The sequence below is a fragment of the Pseudarthrobacter oxydans genome, from assembly GCF_013314975.1.
GTDB classification, from domain to species: Bacteria; Actinomycetota; Actinomycetes; order Actinomycetales; family Micrococcaceae; genus Arthrobacter; species Arthrobacter oxydans.
Genome location: NZ_JABTYH010000011.1, coordinates 1 through 15,712, shown reverse-complemented (window position 1 = coordinate 15,712; position 15,712 = coordinate 1). Strand labels below are relative to the sequence as shown.

Below are 15,712 nucleotides of genomic sequence, written 5' to 3'. Positions count from 1 at the left end.
TCCCTACGGATAATTTTCCGGGCGGGCGATTACCGCTCCACGAGGATCCCGTCCGGGTCGCACCAGATCATGGACCCGGGGCGGATGGTCACGCCGTCGATCTCCACGTCAACATCCACCTCGCCTGCGCCGGCCTTGGCGCTCTTGCGGGGGTTGCTGCCCAGGGCCTTCACGCCGAGGTCCAGTGCGGCGATTGCCTCACGGTCGCGGATTGCGCCGTTGATGACGACGCCGGCCCAGCCGTTGGCCACGGCGCTTTCGGCGATCATGTCCCCCATCAGGGCGGTGCCCAGCGAGCCTGCGCCGTCCACCACCAGCACGTTGCCGTTGCCGGGCGTGGCCAGCGTGGACTTCACCAGGGCGTTGTCCTGGAAGCAGCGGATGGTCCGCGCCTGTCCGCTGAAGTGGGAGCGGCCGCCCAGGGACTGGAACTGCAGCGATACGGACGCCAGCTCGTCTCCGCGTTCGTCGTACAGGTCCGCGGTGTTGACGGCGGCGGCGCCCTCCGCCGGCGTTGGCGCTGCGCTCATGGTGTTCTCCTCGGTGCTCGTGGGCCGTCCTGGTGACCGGTGCCGTCTTGCGAGGCGGCACGGTACCGCCCACGATAGTCTGACTCCGTCGCCATTTAGCCGCAGCCGGGGGAACACGTCATGAGCCAGTCCAACACACCGGTCCCGCCGGACGTTCCACGGACCACGGCCGCGGCGCTCGCCGAACCCACGCAGCGGGTCACCGCGCGCTGGGTCACCGGGCTTGTGCTGGTCAACGTGGGCATCAACGCTGCATTCTTCGGACCCATCAACGTCTTTATCGCCCAGCAGGCCACTGGCATCGACGAAGCCAACAAGGAAGCCATCGCCTCCCTCGTCCTTGGGTGCGGGGCCGCCGTATCCCTGGTTGCCAATCCGCTCTTCGGCGCGCTGTCCGACCGGACGGTCTCAGGTTACGGCCGGCGTTCCCCCTGGGTTCTTTCCGGTGCCATCCTGGCCGCGGCAGCGTTGCTGGCAATGTCAGGGGCCACGGCTGTCGCCCTGCTGGTCCTGTTCTGGTGCCTGGTCCAGCTGGGCGCCAACGCGGCCTACGCGGCCATCACCGCCGCCATCCCCGACCGCGTGCCGGTGCTGCAGCGCGGCGGCGTGGGGGGACTGGCCGCCCTGGGCCAAACGGCGGGGATCCTCCTCGGCGCAGTCTTCGGGGCGGTGGTTTCCGGCAACTTCATGGTGGGTTACTGGCTGTGCGCGGCCGCCCTGCTGCTCTCCGTGCTGCCCTACCTGTTCCACCGGAATGACCCGACGCTGCCCAGGGAGCTGCGCCCGCCGTTCTCGTGGGGCAATTTCCTCCGCGGCTTCTGGATCAGCCCGGCCCGCCACCCGGACTTCGCGTGGGCGTGGCTCACCCGCTTCCTGGTCAACGTCTGCAACCAGCTCACCATCGTCTACCTGATCTTTTTCCTCACGGACGTCATCAAGCATGAGAACCCTGCGCTGGGGGTCCTGACCCTTACCGGCATCTATGCGGTGCTGGTGATGATTACTGCGGTGATCGCGGGGCCGTGGAGCGACAGGGTGGGCAAGCGCAAGCCGTTCGTGATCGCCTCCTCCGCCATGATCGCTTTGGCAGGCCTCACCATGGCGTTCTTCCCCGTGTGGACCGGCGCCCTGATTGGAGCCGCCATCCTTGGCATCGGCTTCGGCGCCTACCAGGCCGTTGATTTCGCCCTGCTGACGCAGGTGCTCCCGCAGGCCGCGGACCGTGGCAAGGATATGGGGGTCATTAACGTGGCCGCCTCGCTGCCGCAGGTATTCGCGACGGGCCTCGCTTACCTCGCGGTGACGCAGTTCGGCGGGTACGGCACCCTCTTCACCACGGCGGCCGTCATCGGCCTGCTGGGCGCCGTTTTTGTGGTGAAAATCAAGAGCGTCCGCTGACCTGCCGGGGGCACGGAACTAAGGCCTCTGACTAATGACGCCACACTGCCGTGCCGTATAGTTGATCCGGATTTGGCAGCGGTCCGGCAGGGGAGGATCGTGGCTGCTGCACCATAGGAACCCAACCCCGGAACGCTGATGCCCGACACCATTCCAGACCATCCGCCCATGGCCCCGAGGCCGTCCGCGCCGCGCCAGCGGCACCGCTATACCAAGATCCTGGAAGCTGCAGGAGGGTTTGCGCGCAAGGGACTGGAATCCGTGGACATGGCCGAAGTGGCGGCGAGGGCGGACGTGCCTTTGGGGACCCTCTACCGGTATTTTCCTTCCCCGGTGCACCTGATGCTCGCGCTCTACCGCCACCAGCTGGAGGAACTCCAGGGAACCGGGCGGACCACGGCTGCCCGCTTCCGAGGCAGGGCCCTCGGGAACCTGGTGATGGAGATTTTCCATATGCGGGTGATGCAGCCTGCTGTCGAACAGTGCCTCAGCCGCGGTGTCTACCTGCCGGACCGGGACACCACCGGACTCCTGCGCGAAGTCGACGCCCTGAGTGAAAAAGCGGTTGCTTCAGCCTCCGGTGACGCTATCGCTGCCCGTGTGCTGCTGCTGGCGATCACTGGTCTGGTCCAGTCCGTCCGGAACCGCCGGCTGTCCCTCTTCGAGGCGGAGGAAGACCTCAAAAAGGCGTGCGCGCGCCTCTCGCCGGCCAGCGAGCCCGGCTACACACTCCACCAGGGCGCGTAACAGGTCTAGACCAATCCGGCCTTAAATCAGCCATAATGCAGTGACGTGAACCACATTTGAGTGCGGTAAAACGCTTAGGCAGCGGGCCGGCCATGTCAAACCGGACGCTGCCCCTCGTGGCGGCCCCTACGATTGTCGAAACGGAGCAGCAGGGACTAATCCCCCAAGCTCCCACGGGCCCGCCACCCCTGGGCATCCTGCCGCACCCCAGCCACCGCCCGAGCCATTGGCTCTTGCCTCACGAGCCGTGCGCCCACGGCCAGCACCAGGAGACAACGACGTGTCCATTGACGCACTTGCAGCAACTGACAATTCCGCAGCCACCGCGCTGACGGAAGCCGAGATCTTTGACGCCCACCAGGGCGGCAAACTCTCCATCACCAGCACCGTTCCGCTGTCCAACAAGCGGGACCTGTCCATCGCCTACACCCCGGGTGTAGCAGAGGTCAGCCGGGCCATCCACGCCAAACCCGAACTCGCCCGTACGCTCACCTGGGCCGAGCGGCTCGTCGTCGTGGTCAGTGACGGGACGGCCGTCCTGGGCCTGGGCAATATCGGAGCCAGCGCCTCGCTCCCCGTCATGGAGGGCAAGTCCGCCCTGTTCAAGACCTTCGGCGACCTCGACTCGATCCCCCTGGTCCTCAACACCACCGACGTGGATGAAATCGTGGAGACCCTGGTCCGCCTGCGCCCCAGCTTCGGCGCCGTCAACCTTGAGGACATTTCCGCGCCCCGCTGCTTCGAGCTGGAGGAAAAGTTGATCGAGGCGCTGGACTGCCCCGTCATGCACGATGACCAGCACGGCACCGCCGTCGTTGCCCTCGCCGCCCTGACCAACGCCGCCAAGGTGACCGGCCGCAACCTGGAAGGCCTGCGCGTGGTGGTTTCCGGAGCAGGGGCGGCCGGGATCGCCGTCGCCGAGATCCTGCTCGCGGCCGGCATCACCGACGTCGTCCTGCTGGATTCCCGGGGCGTCATCAACAGCAGCCGCGCCGATCTTGCCACGGACACCGCCAGCAAGAAGGCGGACATCGCGGGGCGCAGCAACCCCCGCGGCGTGGAAGGCGGCCCGGCCGAGGCCCTCGACGGCGCCGACGTCTTCATCGGCGTCTCCTCCTCCAAGCTGGACGAGGAGCACCTGAAGCTGATGAACCGGGACGCCATTGTGTTCGCCCTCTCCAACCCGGACCCGGAGGTGCTGCCCGAGGTCGCCGTGAAGCACGCCGCCGTGGTGGCCACCGGGCGCAGCGACTTCCCCAATCAGATCAACAATGTCCTGGCCTTCCCCGGGATCTTCCGTGGTGCCCTGGACGCCGGAGCCCGCCGCATCACCCCGGCCATGAAGCTCGCCGCAGCCTATGCCATCGCCGATCTTGCGGCGGAGGACCTGTCGGCCGACTACATCGTGCCCAGCCCCCTGGATCCGCGGGTCGCCCCCGCCGTGACGGCGGCAGTGGCGGCTGCGGTGGTAGCCGGGTAGCGCCCCTTCCCTCAGGGAACGTACGTCGGCGGTGCCTCCCCTGCGCGGGAGGCGCCGCCGTCGGGGGTTAAGGGGGCGCCAACCATAGACTGGGACCCATGAACTCGGAAACCGTGGTGACCGTCCTGTCCGGCCTGGCAATCCTTGTGGGCGTGGCGGGCACGGTCATTCCGGTCCTGCCGGGCAGCATCCTCATCGGCGCGGGCCTGCTCGCCTGGGCCATCTGGGGCGGGGCCGGCACGGCGGGGTGGGTGGTGTTCGCGGTTGCGATGGTGTTCGTGGTGGCAGGCATGGCCGCCAGTGCCGTCCTCACCGGCAGGAAGCTCAAGGAGCACGCCATTCCGAGCCGGAGCATCGCCGTTGCCCTGGTTGCGGGCGTGGTGGGCATGTTCATCATTCCCGTGGTGGGGCTCTTTGTGGGCTTTGCCGCGGGCCTGCTGCTGAGTGAATTCCTGCGCACGCGGAACATCGGCTCCGCAACAACCTCCAGCTGGGCCGCCCTCAAAGCCACCGGACTGGGCATGCTTGCGGAGTTCGGCCTGGCCTGCCTCGCCGCCAGCACCTGGGTGATCGGCGTCTGGGTGGCCGCCGCTAACGGCTGAAAGTCTTGCGCCTGCACGGTTCAGGGCGTACAACGGCACCATGACGGACCAGCCTTCAGCCCGGGACCACGTGCACGCCTGGATGGAAAAGTACCAGGCCGCCTGGGCCAGCAACGAGCCACAGGACATCCGGGACCTCTTCGCGGAGGACGCGCGGTACGAGACCCGGCCGGGCGATCCGGAGCCGTGGCTTGGCCGGGACGGCATTGTGGACGGCTGGCTTGCGGCCCGGGACGAACCAGCCGACTGGACCTTCACGTGGAAGCTCCTCGGAGCGGACGCGGACACCGCCTTCATCCAGGGCATGACCACCTACTCCGCCGGGCGGCCTTCTTATGACAACCTGTGGGTTATCCGGTTCGACGGGGCAGGCCGTGCAGCCGCATTCACTGAATGGTTCATGGAACGGGCTTAGGCCTGCCTCCGTACCGTCCGGCCGGCAGCCGGGCCTCGGCGTGGGCGGCGGTGCACGGTTAGCATGGAAAGATGACCGCCGGGGACACTGCACCGATCTATTGGGACAGCCGCGACCTCACACCTTTCGGCCGGCCGCAGCTGCGTACCCCCGTCCATGACCTCGCCGGGGGAGTGGGCGAACTGCTCACCGGCGTGCTTGGCGGACGCCACCCGGCGCTGCTCTCGGTGGACGGCGAGATCCCCCGCCTGAAGCGCATGACGCCCAAGCCGGCCAAGGCCGTGCACGACGCCGTGTTCACCAGCCGGCAGCCTGAACAGCTGATCACGCTCGCCAGGGCCTACCCGGGATGGGCCGGCCTCTGCTACCTCATGTCCGGCCTGCTGGTCTACAAGCAGGGCGGCTACCTGCGGGCGTCGGAGCTTCTCCAGCGCGGCCTCACCACCAGGAATGAGGATGAAGCCAACCGCTACTCGTCCACGTACCTCACCAGGATCGTTACCCGCATCGAGCTGGCCGAGCGGGTTGAAGTTCCGGTTCTGTTCAGCGAGGAGTCGGTCTTCCTGGCACTGGCGCACTCGCTGCGGGAGACGGGGCGCACGGAAGCTGCGCTGGACGCTCTCTCCGGACTGCCGCCGTCGCTTCCCATGGCACTGGCACGCTGTTCCCTGGCGCTGGCCCTGGGCAGGAGCCGGACGGTGATCGACTGGACAGACGGGCTGCTCAACGCTGATGACCTCTCCGCCGCGCTGCTGCTGGTCAGGGCCCGGGCACTGCGGCGGGAAGGGCGCCTGGAGGCCGCGAACCAGACCCTTGCCGAGGTCCTCCGCCGGCGGAAGACGCACCTGACGCTGCGTAACGACGCCCTCACGGACAGGGCGCTGCTGCTCCTTGAATCCAGCCGGAGGTCGCTTAACCCGCGGGACTGGGGGCGGCGGCACGAGGACCCGGTGCCGCAGAGGGAGATCGCCGCGCCGGTGCCCATCCGCAAGGACGAGGAGATGCGCCGGATCTGGGAACAGGACTGGAAGAAGCTCAGCGGCGACTAGGGCGGCCTACCCGGCCGTGGCGAAGGTGCCGGCCGTCAGGAACGGAAGCAGCTGCTCGGCCAGCAGCGCCAGCGCCAGGACCACCATGATGATGCCGCTGGCCAGGGTCACGGTCCGGGCGGCGCCGGGGCGGGTCTGCAGCAGGGTGCGGGACAGCAGGGCGACGGCGGTGTACACGAGTCCCGCGAGCAGCACGAACGTCAGGCCCAGCAGGCCGGACTGCACCGGGACCGGCAGGGACGCCTCCGCGCTGACGAACTGGGGAACGAGCGCCACGTAGAACAGCAGCCCCTTGGGGTTGATGCCGCTGGTGCCCATTCCCTGCAGGAAGGTGCGAAGCCCCGTGCTGCCCCCGCTGCCGTCCCCGGCCGTGAAGCTCGCCGCCCGCCAGGAGCGGAGGGTGCTGATACCGAGCCACATCAGGTACCCGGCGCCGGCGAGGGTGATCCAGCCGAGAACCCCCGGCGCGCCCGTGAGGACCGCCGCCAGACCCGCCACCAGCAGGACGGTATGAAGGACGTATCCGCCGCAGAGTCCCGCCACCGCGGGCACAAAGCTGCGCTGCCTGAGGCCGGCGGCGATGGAGTAGGCCCAGTCCACGCCGGGGGTGCAGGCAAGGGCTGCGGCCACCAGTACGAAGGCCAAAAAGAGCTCGGGGTTCATGGTTTCTCCTGCGGCGTGATCCAACAGGAGAAACCCTAGATACTTTGGGGGCGGAAGTGCTGTCCTTTTTCGCTGGCATAGAGAGGTAAGCGGTAAGATTCTTGCGTGATTGATCATATCGACAGGAATATCTTGCGGCACCTCAAAGAGGACGGCCGCATGACTGCCACGGCGCTCGCCGGAAAAGTGGGCCTGACGGTTGCTCCCTGCCACCGGCGGCTGCGCGACCTGGAACGGGCAGGCGTCATCCGGGGCTACAAAGCGGACATCGACCCCGCTGCCGTGGGCCTGGGCTTCGAGGCGATTGTTTTTGTCACGCTCCGCCAGGTGGACCAGGCAACCATGGAGATCTTCGAGAACCGCGTGGCGGACAACCCCAACATTGTGGAGGCCCAGCGGCTTTTCGGTTCCCCCGACTACCTGCTGAAGGTCATCGCCGAGGACCTGCCCGCGTACCAGCGGTTCTACGACGCCGAACTTACGTCCCTGCCCGGCGTGGAGCGGCTGACGTCCACGCTGGTGATGAAGAACCTGAAGTCCAACGCGGGACCTCCCGTCTAGGCCGTGTCCCGGATGCTGCCAGGCACTTGATGCTCCTGCGCCCTACTCCTTGAGCAGTCCCGTGGTGCGGTACGGAATGACCTCGCGCAGGAACATGCTGGTGGAGGTGCGCACGATGCCCGGGCAGAGCCTGATTTCCTCTGACACCCGGTAGAGGTCGTCAGGGCTGGTGGCCACCACGCGGATCAGCAGGTCCGTGTCGCCGGCGGGGGCGTGGCATTCCAGGACCTCCGGGATCTCCCGGAGGGCGGCGATGGCCTCGTTGAGGTGGCTCTGGTCCAGTTCGGCGCTGACCGAAGCGGCTACCCCGCGTCCGAGCGCGGCAGGCAGCACCCTGCTGCTGTTGGGGCGAAGGGCGCCCGACGCCGTCATGCGTTCCAGCCGGGACTGGACCGTGCCGCGGGCCAGGCCCAGCCGCTGGGCCAGCACCATGATGGGAACCCGTGGATCCTCGTCCAGCGCCCCGAGGATCCGCTTGTCGGTGGAGTCCAGTTCCTGCAATCTGATCACTTCCTGCCGTTTTGCGCCGCTGAGAGTGATCAGGCTGATCAACGGCAGCTGCGCCTGTTGCACCAACTGTACGGATGCTGGTGAAATGTTGGCAATGAGGGAAAAGCTATCGCTGATCCCCGCAGGCTCACAGGCTACCGGCACACCACCCGGAAACTGGACACCGCTTCCCGCAAGGAGGCTGCCCTGATTGACTCTTGTTCACACCATGGTCTTTCTGTAAACACGGCAAGGGCCCCTGAACTACCGGCGTCGGATGTCCGAAGTCATCGGTAGCTGAGGGGCCCTTGTGTTGTCCCCGGGCGCCGCGTCCCGCGCATAGTGTTGAACCATGAATTCCGCCGGCCGCTTCGCCCCGAGTCCTTCCGGGGAGCTCCACGTAGGAAACCTGCGCACGGCAATCCTCGCGTGGCTGTTTGCCCGCTCCACCGGCCGGACGTTCCTGCTCCGCGTGGAGGACCTTGACCGCGCCCGGTCCGGCGCAGAGGCCGGGCAGCTGGGGGACCTGCAGGCCGTAGGGGTCACCTGGGACGGCGACGTGGTGCGCCAGACCGCCCGCGGTCCGCTGTACGCCGGGGCGATCTCGCGGCTGGAGGCGGCAGGCCTCACCTATGAGTGCTTCTGTACCAGGCGCGAAATCCAGGAGGCTCCGTCCGCCCCGCACGCGCCGCAGGGTGCCTACCCCGGAACGTGCCGGAACCTCGATACCGCTGAACTGGAGTTCAAGCGTTCCACCAGGCCGGCCGCCATCCGGCTCCGCGCTGACACGGCCGAGTACACCGTGCGGGACCTCCTGCACGGGGAATTCACCGGCGTGGTGGACGACTTCGTGCTGCGCCGCAATGACGGTGTCACCGCCTACAACCTCGCAGTGGTCGTGGACGACGCCGAGCAGGGCATCGACCAGGTGGTGCGCGGCGACGATCTTCTGCCGTCCACCCCGCGGCAGGCCTACCTGGCATCCCTGCTGGGTATTCCTTCTCCGGAATATGCGCATGTTCCCCTGGTGGTGAACAGCGACGGCGCCCGCCTGGCAAAGCGCGACGGAGCGGTGACGCTCCGGGACCTCGCGGACGCGGGGAGTCCCCCCGCTGCCGTACGGGACCGGCTGCTGGAATCGCTGGGGCTGCCGGCAGGGCCGCTAGGGAACGCCCTGGCTGCGTTCGCGCCGGATGCCCTGCCGAGGGAGCCCTGGGTGTGGGGCGGCCCGTAGGCTTAGGGCATGTCAGACCAGCATGCTGCGGAGCAGACCCCGGCGCCCTCATTCACCGTAGAGACCGCAAAGGTCCTTGCCGAGGTGGCCCACAACCGCCAGAAGGACAAGCTGAAAAGGCCCTACAAGGACCACGTCCTCGCCGTGGGGGACGCGCTGGCCGACTTTGACGACGACATCCGGATCGCCGGCTACCTGCACGACATTGCCGAGGACACCCCCATGACCCGGCAGGCCCTGCTGGACATGGGTGTATCGGAGCGGGCCGTGGAAATCATCGAACGGGTCACCAACCGGCTGCACAGCAACCCGGACGATTACCAGGCAGGGATCCGCGAGATCGCCGAGGACCATGACGCCGCCTTGGTCAAGATCGCGGACAACGCGCACAACTCGCTGCCTGAGCGCGTCCAGGCTCTGGCGGACAAGTGGCCGGACAGGCCGCCTGTCACCAAGTACCGGGACGCCCGCCCGGTGCTGTACGCCGCCGTCGAGGTTGAGGAGATCCGGAAGATCCTGGCCCGCGTGAATCCGTGGCTGCTGGAGGAACTCGATGACCGGTTGGACGAGGAGGACACCACGGACTACGAGAACCTGTCCTACGACGACGGCGTTCCTGCCGCCCCGGAGGGGGATGCTGCCGGCAGTGAGGCTCCCGGAGCTACCTCGCCCGGGGAGCGGTAGCTGCTTCCAGCCTCTGCAGCGCAAGATGCAGCCGGCCGGACCCGCGGCGTTCATCGATCACGATGGAGGCACCGAGCGCCAGCACAATGACCAGAAGGCAGACGGGGACCGATGCGCCCGCCGCAGCCAGGCCGACTGAAGCGGCCATGGCGGCCAGCACGCCGCCGGCGACCGTGATCACCGTGCGGTCCGGGCCCACCATGATGCTGTACAGCCACGTCACGGAGCCCTTGAACAGTGCTACCGGAATGGCGATGCTGGCCACCGCCGCGGCTGCGCTGATGTGGGCTTCGTGGTCAATGTAGTACGCGGCCACGTGCAGGCCCGCGCCGGTGGCCGCAATGGCGGCGAAGATGGGGATATGGCCGTAGCCAAAGAGGAAGGACCGGTGCCGGCGCAGGTGCAGGGCCCGTCCGGCCGGCAGCATGAAGTAGATCCACCACATGGCAAATGCCAGAGCCGTCCCGCCGAAACCCACCAGCGCCGCGTCGACGCTCCAGCCGTGGTTGGCCACGATGGCCCGGAGTGTCTCGATGGCGCCGATCAGGCATTCACCGAGGGCAATGATGGCCAGCAGGCCGTACCGTTCAGCGATGTGGTGCGCGTGCCAGGGTGTCCTGGTTTTCCGTTCGGCGGCGAAGGGGGTGGCCATTTCAAGGACGATCAGCGGCGCAATCATGATGAGCGTGGTGGGCACGTCAGCCTCGATCACGGCCACCGCGATCCACCCCAGCTGCACCAGCGCGAGATACCGCGCGTAGCGGAGGCACGTTTCACGTCGGGCCGGGTCCTGCCGGGCTGCCCTGAGCCACTGGGATACCAGGGCGAGCCGCATCACCACGTAGCCGCCCACCATCACCGCGTTGTCCACATGGTCGCCCTCCACCAGCGAGTGGAACATGGGCTCAATCCCCATTGCCAGGACCAGGACCCCCACGATCTGGATCATGGTGACCACGCGGAAGATCCAGTCGTCCGTGTCATAGGCGCTGGCGAACCAGGTGAAGTTGATCCATGCCCAGATCACGGCGAACATCGCGAAGGAGAAGCCCAGCAGCCCGGCCAGGACGTGGGCTTCCGCGATTTCGTGGGCGAACTGGCTGCCGGCAACCCCAAAGGCGATGACGAAGGTCAGGTCGAAGAAGAGTTCAAGCGGAGTGGCGGCCCGGTCTGCCTCGTGCGGGTCTCGGCCGCCCATGCGCGCCATGGCATGGCGGAGGGGATTGGAGGACATGGGTCAAAGATTACGCCCCGCCGATCCCGCCCCGAAAGTTATGTCCTAGACGCGGCCCAGGGCGTCGATGTCCTCCAGGAACTCCTGGTGTACTTCGGCACTGACGGTTGTCCGGGTGTCGGCGATGGCGTCCAGGTAGTCCTCGGTGGACGGGCCCTTCCGCACCGCCCCGCGGACGGAAAGCGCGCCTCCGGAGCCCAGCCCGCCGTCGTCGTCCTTGCCGTAGACCACGTTCTCCAGAGCCCGCTGCGAAGCACTGCGCGCGGCGTACTCAATGTCTGCCGGGGAAAAGCCCTCGGTCCGCTCCACGAGCAGTTCCACGTCCACGGTGTCCACCACGGGCGCGGGAATGAAACGCTGCCACATGGCTTCGCGGGCCTGCCGGTCCGGCAGTCCGATCGGGATGACGTAGTCGAACCGGCCATGGCGCAGGAAGGCCGAGTCCAGGGCGCGGATGAAGTTGGTGGCGCAGACCAGCAGGCGGCCGGGCTGCTCGCGGAAAGCCGGGATGATCTTGAGCAGCTCGTTGGTGACGCCCTGCAGCGGGGACGGCGGCTCACCGGAGCGCTGGGACGCGATCTCCTCCACCTCATCGATGAACACCACGGCGTGCTCAAGTTCGGCGATCTCAAGGAACGTCTCCCGCAGTGCCCCGGCCAGGCCCTGCGGGTCGGCCGCGAGCCGGGACGGGAACACCTCCACAAACGGCCATTCCAGCCTGGACGCGATGGCTTTGGCGAAGGTGGTCTTGCCGGTGCCGGGCGGGCCGAAAAGGACGACGGCGCGCGGCGGCACTACGCCGAACTCGTCAGCGAGGTCCGCTTCGGCGAGCGGAAGGACCAGGCGGCGTTCCAGCAGTTCCTTTTCCTTGCGCATGCCTGCCACGTTTTCCCAGAGGTCCCGAGCCAGGACGCGTCCGCCGAGCTGTCCGAGCGCGCCGAGCTCCTGCCGCTGGACGGGGATGGTGCGCTCGAAGTAGCGCAGGTTTTTCTTCAGGGCGAATCCCCGGCTGAGGAACGCCTCCACCCGGGTTTCGGACTCCGGCATGAGGGCTGAGAGCTTGTTGAGGCCGTGGGGTGCCATGCGGTTTTCGACGGCGGCGAGCAGCGAGGTGCCGATCCCGCGGCCACGGTATTCGGGCAGCGTGGCCAGGAAGACGATCCAGCCCTGGTCGTGGGCGGCGCGTCCGACGGCGGCCCCCACCACCTGCTCGCCCTGCACCGCCACCACGGCGTGGTCCTTCTCGCAGGAAGCCAGTACCTCGGAGAGGGCGTAGACGGGTTCCACGTTGCTTGCCTTGAGGCTTTCCCAGAGGTGCAGGATGCCGTCCAGGTCCGCCGAGTGGAAATCCCTGATGCGCCAGTTGGTCATGGGTCTACTCCTGTGGTGGTTCTTCGTTGAACAGTTTGAGCAGCGGTGTGCAGCGCTCTGCTGAGCATATGCGAACCGCGGCGGCCCGGGGGTTGCGGGGGCGTTGCATGACGGCCGGCCGCGCGCCGGCGAAGGTTCTCAGATGCCCAGGGTGCCCAGCGTGTGCCGCAGGGTGTCGGCGGAATGCTGCAGGGCTGCCAGCTCGCCGTCGTCCATGGGCATTTCCAGGACGGTGTGGACGCCGCCGCGCCCCACGACGCTCGGCAGGGAGAGGGCCACCCCGGAAATTCCGTGCTGTCCGTCCAGCACCGTGGACACCGGCAGCACTGCTTTGTCATCGCGGAGCAGGGCTTCCACGATGCGCGCGCCGGAGAGGCCGATTGCGTAATTGGTTGCACCCTTGCCGGCGATGACTTTGTACGCCGCCTGCGTCACTTCGCGTGCCGTCTCGGCCAGGTATTCGGGGGTGAAGACGTGCTCCCCGTCCACCGTCCAGTCGCGGACCGGGATGGGTCCGATGGTTGCCGTGGACCACACGGGGAACTCCGTGTCCCCGTGCTCGCCCACGATGCTGGCGTGGACGCTGGGCACGGCCACTCCCGCCCGGCGGGCCAGCAGCCAGCGCAGCCGGGAGGTGTCAAGGACCGTGCCGGAGGAAAAGATACGCCCCGCCGGGAGCCCGGAGATCTTCTGCGCTGCCACGGTGAGCACGTCGCAGGGGTTGGTGACCAGGACGTAGACCGCGTCCGGGGCGTGCTTGAGGAGCCGGGGCATAAGCTCTTCCAGGATCCGCACGTTGGTTCCGGCGAGGTCCAGCCGGGTCTGGCCGGGCGCCTGCTTGGCTCCGGCCGTGATGACCACGACGTCGGCGCCCTCCGTCACGGCGATGTCGCCGCCGCCGGTCATGGACGCAGCGGCGGCAGCGAACTGGGTGCCGTGGGCGAGGTCCAGCACTTCGGCGTCAGCCTTGGCGGCATTGACGTCGAACAGGGCGATGTTGCTGGCCGAACCACGGATCAGGGCAGCGTACGCAAGGGAACTTCCCACACTCCCGGCTCCCACAACTGCGAGTTTGGATCCTGACATGAGGTACCTCGATTCCCCGGCCCGAACGGGGCCCGTGTTGGTGGTGCAACTCCCGGCAGTGGCTTTCATGCTACCGAGGCAGCAAGGGTAGGCGGGAGCGTTGAGTGTCCATTCCGGGAGGAGTAGCGTGTGATCCACCTCACCCGCACCCCTTTCAGGAGCAACCATGCCATATCTGGGACGCCGGTTCGCTGCGGTCACTGCAGCGCTGGCGATGAGCGTGACAACCGGTGCCTTAACCAGCCCGGCATCTGCCGATTCGGGGCAGGATGATAAATCCAAAAAGACCCCTGTAGCCACCGGCTATGGCGGCGCCGTCAGTACCGTCGACCTGGACGCATCTGAGGCTGCCATCAAAATCCTGCGCAAGGGAGGCAACGCCGTGGACGCAGCCGTCGCCGCCGCGGCAACGCTGGGCGTTACCGAGCCGTACAGCGCCGGGATCGGGGGCGGCGGATACTTTGTGTACTACGACGCCGAGACGGAAAAGATCAGCACTATCGACGGACGTGAGACTGCGCCTGCCGCCATGCCCAGAGATGCGTTCATCGACCCAGCCAGTCCCGCGGACAAACCTGTTGCCTACCCGTTCCGCAAGCAGGCTACAAGTGGAATGTCTGTTGGTGTCCCAGGGACTCCGGCAACTTGGGAACGCGCGCTGGATCGCTGGGGCAGCATGAACCTTGCAGAAGCGCTGGAACCTGCCATCGACGTTGCCGAAGATGGTTTTGTGGTGGACGAAACCTTCCGGCTGCAGACTGCGGACAACCAGGACCGCTTTGCTCCGTTTGCCGCTACGAGGGAGCTGTTCTTGCCTGGAGGTGCTCCTCCCGCGGTTGGAACTGTTTTTACAAATCCGGACCTTGCCGAGACCTATCGGATTTTGGGACACAAGGGCGTGGATGAGTTCTATGAGGGCCCGCTTGCCGAAGAGATTGTGTCCACTGTCCGGAACGCCCCCTCATCCGTGGACGCCAAAGTTCCGGTTCCTGGTCCGGCAGGCGTGATGACAACCGAAGACCTGGATGACTACGAGGCCCTTGACCAAGACCCCACTCACGTTGAGTACCGCGATTACGACGTGTACGGCATGGCGCCTTCCAGCAGTGGTGGTACGACCGTGGGTGAGGCCCTCAACATCCTGGACGTTTTCAACCTTGCCGATCTGGCCAAAGGCGAGGGCAGGGGCAACGACAATACCGCGCGGGCTCTGCATTACTACCTCGAGGCCAGCGCGCTCGCTTTTGCCGACCGTGGAAAGTACGTGGGGGACCCTGCCTTTGTGGATGTCCCCACCGAAGAAGTCCTTGACTCTAAATTCGGGAAGGAGAGGTCCTGCGCCATTGACCCCCATCGTGCCGCCACCAAGCCCGTGGCTGCAGGGGACGTAGGGTCGTACGACGGCGTGTGCCCGGCCAAGCCGATGGCACTGAACGACGCACCGGATACGGAGAACATCAACACCACCAACCTCACCGTCTCGGACAAGTGGGGCAACGTGGTCGAATACACCCTCACCATCGAGCAGACGGGCGGCTCCGGTATAACAGTTCCCGGCCGCGGGTTCATCCTGAACAACGAGCTTACGGACTTCTCGCCCGTCTACAGCGCTACGGACCCGAACCGCATCGAGCCGGGGAAGCGGCCGCGCTCGTCCATGTCACCCACCATTGTGCTCAAGGACGGCGAACCGTTCCTGGCACTTGGCTCTCCGGGCGGCTCCACCATCATCACCACCGTCCTGCAGATGCTCATTAATCGGATTGACCTGGGCATGAACATCCAGGACGCCTTGGCCGCGCCGCGTGCCTCGCAGCGCAACACGGCAAGTGTGACCGCTGAGCAGGCGTTCATTGACACGCCGTATGGAAAGGACCTTGCCACACGGTACGGCCACAACTTCTCCGCGGCAGGTGCGCCCGGTACGTCCGCGTCTGAGATCGGCGCCGCTACGGCCATCGAGTTCAGCGACGACGGGAAGAAGGCCACTGCCGTGGCCGAACCGACGCGCCGCGGCGGGGGCTCGGCCCTGGTGGTCAAACCTTCGCACAAGTAGCCAACGCCGGATCTTTCGTAAAACCCCGACGGCGGCACCCGGGTTCTGCAGCTTCAGAACCTTCGGTGCCGCCGTCGGGCGTTAGGGAGAGGTGTTACTTCTTGAAGGTTGCC

16 protein-coding genes are annotated in these 15,712 nt (G+C 66.8%); 10 read left to right on the top strand and 6 right to left on the bottom strand.

Annotation, left to right across the window (positions count from 1 at the left end; all coding sequences use genetic code 11):
* Positions 1 to 29: 29 nt before the first annotated feature.
* Positions 30 to 530 (bottom strand): ribonuclease E activity regulator RraA, encoded by a 501-nt coding sequence (rraA, locus tag HTS88_RS09240; RefSeq protein ID WP_174177627.1) that lies wholly within the window; start codon positions 528 to 530, stop codon positions 30 to 32.
* Between the two features lie 120 nt (positions 531 to 650).
* Between rraA and HTS88_RS09235 the strand changes: the two genes are divergently transcribed.
* The 6 genes from HTS88_RS09235 to HTS88_RS09210 all read left to right on the top strand — a co-directional run bounded on the left by HTS88_RS09235 (position 651) and on the right by HTS88_RS09210 (position 6,221).
* Entirely contained in the window at positions 651 to 1,928 is a 1,278-nt protein-coding gene (locus HTS88_RS09235) for an MFS transporter (RefSeq protein WP_174177625.1), read from the top strand.
* 138 nt (positions 1,929 to 2,066) lie between these two features.
* Complete coding sequence (locus HTS88_RS09230) at positions 2,067 to 2,675, top strand: TetR/AcrR family transcriptional regulator (RefSeq protein WP_174177623.1); 609 nt, start codon at positions 2,067 to 2,069, stop codon at positions 2,673 to 2,675.
* Positions 2,676 to 2,955: 280 nt separating this feature from the next.
* A complete protein-coding gene (locus tag HTS88_RS09225; protein WP_174177621.1) occupies positions 2,956 to 4,155 on the top strand; it encodes an NAD(P)-dependent malic enzyme in 1,200 nt (399 codons plus the stop codon).
* A 98-nt stretch (positions 4,156 to 4,253) separates the two neighbouring features.
* Positions 4,254 to 4,757: a DUF456 domain-containing protein gene (locus tag HTS88_RS09220; RefSeq protein WP_174177619.1), complete on the top strand. Its 504-nt coding sequence runs from the start codon at positions 4,254 to 4,256 to the stop codon at positions 4,755 to 4,757.
* 40 nt (positions 4,758 to 4,797) lie between these two features.
* Complete coding sequence (locus HTS88_RS09215) at positions 4,798 to 5,172, top strand: nuclear transport factor 2 family protein (RefSeq protein ID WP_174177617.1); 375 nt, start codon at positions 4,798 to 4,800, stop codon at positions 5,170 to 5,172.
* Between the two features lie 71 nt (positions 5,173 to 5,243).
* The gene (locus HTS88_RS09210) at positions 5,244 to 6,221 is read left to right on the top strand and encodes a hypothetical protein (RefSeq protein ID WP_174177615.1); all 978 of its coding nucleotides are present in this window, start codon (positions 5,244 to 5,246) and stop codon (positions 6,219 to 6,221) included.
* A gap of 6 nt (positions 6,222 to 6,227) precedes the next feature.
* Here HTS88_RS09210 and HTS88_RS09205 read toward each other — a convergent pair whose 3' ends face one another.
* Positions 6,228 to 6,884: a LysE family translocator gene (locus HTS88_RS09205; protein ID WP_174177613.1), complete on the bottom strand. Its 657-nt coding sequence runs from the start codon at positions 6,882 to 6,884 to the stop codon at positions 6,228 to 6,230.
* A 105-nt stretch (positions 6,885 to 6,989) separates the two neighbouring features.
* Between HTS88_RS09205 and HTS88_RS09200 the strand changes: the two genes are divergently transcribed.
* Positions 6,990 to 7,445 carry an Lrp/AsnC family transcriptional regulator gene (locus HTS88_RS09200; RefSeq protein ID WP_082874273.1) on the top strand — a complete coding sequence of 152 codons (456 nt, stop codon included), beginning with the start codon at positions 6,990 to 6,992 and terminating at the stop codon, positions 7,443 to 7,445.
* 42 nt (positions 7,446 to 7,487) lie between these two features.
* Here the strand turns inward: HTS88_RS09200 and HTS88_RS09195 are convergent, their stop codons facing one another.
* Positions 7,488 to 7,946, bottom strand: coding sequence for an Lrp/AsnC family transcriptional regulator (locus HTS88_RS09195; RefSeq protein ID WP_174177824.1), 459 nt, complete (start codon positions 7,944 to 7,946; stop codon positions 7,488 to 7,490).
* Positions 7,947 to 8,286: 340 nt separating this feature from the next.
* On the opposite strand from HTS88_RS09195, the gene gluQRS reads away from it, so the two are divergent.
* Both gluQRS and HTS88_RS09185 read left to right on the top strand, forming a co-directional pair.
* The gene (gene gluQRS / locus HTS88_RS09190; RefSeq protein ID WP_174177611.1) at positions 8,287 to 9,168 is read left to right on the top strand and encodes a tRNA glutamyl-Q(34) synthetase GluQRS; all 882 of its coding nucleotides are present in this window, start codon (positions 8,287 to 8,289) and stop codon (positions 9,166 to 9,168) included.
* A 9-nt stretch (positions 9,169 to 9,177) separates the two neighbouring features.
* A complete protein-coding gene (locus HTS88_RS09185) occupies positions 9,178 to 9,852 on the top strand; it encodes an HD domain-containing protein (protein ID WP_246256126.1) in 675 nt (224 codons plus the stop codon).
* Here HTS88_RS09185 and HTS88_RS09180 read toward each other — a convergent pair.
* The 3 genes from HTS88_RS09180 to HTS88_RS09170 all read right to left on the bottom strand — a co-directional run bounded on the left by HTS88_RS09180 (position 9,830) and on the right by HTS88_RS09170 (position 13,543).
* Positions 9,830 to 11,086 (bottom strand): low temperature requirement protein A, encoded by a 1,257-nt coding sequence (locus HTS88_RS09180; protein ID WP_174177609.1) that lies wholly within the window; start codon positions 11,084 to 11,086, stop codon positions 9,830 to 9,832. The genes HTS88_RS09185 and HTS88_RS09180 overlap by 23 nt on opposite strands.
* Positions 11,087 to 11,131: 45 nt before the next feature.
* On the bottom strand, positions 11,132 to 12,457 hold the full coding sequence (locus HTS88_RS09175) for an ATP-binding protein (RefSeq protein WP_104187045.1): 1,326 nt from the start codon (positions 12,455 to 12,457) through the stop codon (positions 11,132 to 11,134).
* A gap of 138 nt (positions 12,458 to 12,595) precedes the next feature.
* Positions 12,596 to 13,543: an L-lactate dehydrogenase gene (locus HTS88_RS09170; RefSeq protein ID WP_174177607.1), complete on the bottom strand. Its 948-nt coding sequence runs from the start codon at positions 13,541 to 13,543 to the stop codon at positions 12,596 to 12,598.
* Between the two features lie 166 nt (positions 13,544 to 13,709).
* Here HTS88_RS09170 and ggt point away from each other — a divergent pair, with 166 nt between their 5' ends.
* Positions 13,710 to 15,599 (top strand): gamma-glutamyltransferase, encoded by a 1,890-nt coding sequence (ggt, locus tag HTS88_RS09165; RefSeq protein ID WP_174177605.1) that lies wholly within the window; start codon positions 13,710 to 13,712, stop codon positions 15,597 to 15,599.
* Positions 15,600 to 15,712 lie beyond the last annotated feature (113 nt).

Bases quoted from the DNA above. Each gene is read 5' to 3' on its own strand.
- HTS88_RS09180 (WP_174177609.1), bottom strand. From the start codon at position 11,086: ATGTCCTCCAATCCCCTCCGCCATGCCATGGCGCGCATGGGCGGCCGA.
- rraA (WP_174177627.1), bottom strand. From the start codon at position 530: ATGAGCGCAGCGCCAACGCCGGCGGAGGGCGCCGCCGCCGTCAACACC.
- HTS88_RS09175 (WP_104187045.1), bottom strand. From the start codon at position 12,457: ATGACCAACTGGCGCATCAGGGATTTCCACTCGGCGGACCTGGACGGC.
- HTS88_RS09205 (WP_174177613.1), bottom strand. From the start codon at position 6,884: ATGAACCCCGAGCTCTTTTTGGCCTTCGTACTGGTGGCCGCAGCCCTT.
- HTS88_RS09170 (WP_174177607.1), bottom strand. From the start codon at position 13,543: ATGTCAGGATCCAAACTCGCAGTTGTGGGAGCCGGGAGTGTGGGAAGT.
- HTS88_RS09220 (WP_174177619.1), top strand. From the start codon at position 4,254: ATGAACTCGGAAACCGTGGTGACCGTCCTGTCCGGCCTGGCAATCCTT.
- HTS88_RS09215 (WP_174177617.1), top strand. From the start codon at position 4,798: ATGACGGACCAGCCTTCAGCCCGGGACCACGTGCACGCCTGGATGGAA.
- HTS88_RS09230 (WP_174177623.1), top strand. From the start codon at position 2,067: ATGCCCGACACCATTCCAGACCATCCGCCCATGGCCCCGAGGCCGTCC.
- ggt (WP_174177605.1), top strand. From the start codon at position 13,710: ATGCCATATCTGGGACGCCGGTTCGCTGCGGTCACTGCAGCGCTGGCG.
- HTS88_RS09235 (WP_174177625.1), top strand. From the start codon at position 651: ATGAGCCAGTCCAACACACCGGTCCCGCCGGACGTTCCACGGACCACG.
- HTS88_RS09210 (WP_174177615.1), top strand. From the start codon at position 5,244: ATGACCGCCGGGGACACTGCACCGATCTATTGGGACAGCCGCGACCTC.
- gluQRS (WP_174177611.1), top strand. From the start codon at position 8,287: ATGAATTCCGCCGGCCGCTTCGCCCCGAGTCCTTCCGGGGAGCTCCAC.
- HTS88_RS09185 (WP_246256126.1), top strand. From the start codon at position 9,178: ATGTCAGACCAGCATGCTGCGGAGCAGACCCCGGCGCCCTCATTCACC.